Genomic DNA, 1,502 nt, shown 5'->3' with positions numbered 1-1,502 from the left:
CCGGGCCGCCGCGGGGCGGGTCTTCACGGACCTGCACGACACCGGACGGCGCGGTGCGACCGGCGCGGAGTCCGACGAGCACGGTCGTCCGGGCACCCGCCGCCGCCGCGACCGCGTGGTCGGAGAGCGGCTGTCCGTCCACGACGAGGGCGGTCTTGTCCGTCCCGCCCATCCGCGACGCCCGACCCCCGGCGAGGAGGACGGCATCGTGCTGCACGACTCCCGGGGCGGTCATGCGTGAACGCTACCCGCCGCACAGCCGTCACCGTGAGCCCGTGCAGTCGCACGGACCTGCGCGGCGATCGGACGTCGTGACGCCTCAGGAGCAGCGCTCGAGCGCGAAGGACGTACTGCCGCCGCCGGGGGATCGGCCGGGTGCGGCGTCGGCGAACGTCGAGCCCCAGCGCTGCACCACCCGACAGCCGAGGTCGGCACCAGCACGGCGGACGGGGTCGGTCGCGGCGGTGCCCGACGCGACGACGAGCAGGTGCGTCCGACCGGAACGGACGATCGACTCGACCTGCGCGGCGGTGAAGACCGGGACCCGGCCGGAGAACCCGCCGTCGGTCAGGACCTCGTCGCCGGTGGCCCCGATGACGTCGGCGGCGATCCGCCACGAGTCGGTGAGGAACAGCGGTGCCCCGTCCCGACCACCGCCGGCGCGCCGGGCGGCGGCGACGAGGTCGGCCTCGTCGGCGGGCAGGCCGGTGTGGCCACCGATCGCGTCCGGTGCGGAGATCGTGAACGTCGCGGCGCCGGTCGGCCGACCTCCGGTGCGCGTCCCAACGGTGCCGCCGCGGCCGAGCGCGAACGCCCGCTCCGGGGTACCAACGGCACGGGCGAAGGCACCCTGCGCGACGCCGACCGACGCGTCGCCGCCGCTGCCGTCCCGTGCCGCGTCGAGGACCTGCAGCGAGAAGCACGCCGGCCCGAGCACCACCGCGGCGACGAGCAGGCCTGCCGCCGTCCGACGCCCGCGGGTCCGCAGCACCGTCGGGTCGCTCCGACGCCACCGGACGACGAGCACCACGAGTGCCACGACGGTCACCCCGACGGCGACCGTGCCGAGGAGTGCCGGCTCGGACGAGGCCCGCGCGAGCCACGCCCACCACGCGCCCTGGACCACGAGCAGGCCGACCGGCACGAGCCGCAGCCGGCGGTCGTCCGCGTCGACGAGGCCCGCGGCACCCCACCAGCCGAGTGCGCCGAGCGCCGCGAGCTGCACGCCGATCCCGGCGACGTACGCGGTGTGCGGGAGCCGCAGGACGGACAGCACCGCCACCGCGGTGACCAGCCAGACGACCAGGGCGACGAGTGTGGCGGCGGGGAGCAGGGCCTCCCGGCCGGACCGACGCCGCCACCACCGGACAGCACCGATCCCGGTGCCGGTGAGCGCTGCGGGCCACGACCAGCCGACCTGGGACGCGTACCGCGGCGAGAAGAGCTGCAGCAGCGAGTGACCGCTGCCCGCGCGACCGGCGGTCGCCGTGCGCCACGCGTCA

1 protein-coding gene and 1 pseudogene are annotated in these 1,502 nt (G+C 76.8%); both read right to left on the bottom strand.

Features of this window, described 5'->3' with window-relative positions:
* A partial coding sequence (locus D8M35_RS16090) for a molybdenum cofactor guanylyltransferase (RefSeq protein WP_153257452.1) occupies positions 1-235 on the bottom strand: 235 nt, incomplete at its 3' end.
* 84 nt (positions 236-319) lie between these two features.
* Positions 320-1,502 (bottom strand): annotated as a pseudogene (locus tag D8M35_RS16720) (4-amino-4-deoxy-L-arabinose transferase); the annotation flags it as partial.

This window comes from Curtobacterium sp. HSID17257, assembly GCF_003989515.1.
In the GTDB taxonomy this organism is placed as follows: Bacteria; Actinomycetota; Actinomycetes; order Actinomycetales; family Microbacteriaceae; genus Curtobacterium.
Note: the sequence above shows the minus strand (reverse complement) of the source record. Positions and strands in the feature narration are given on the sequence as shown.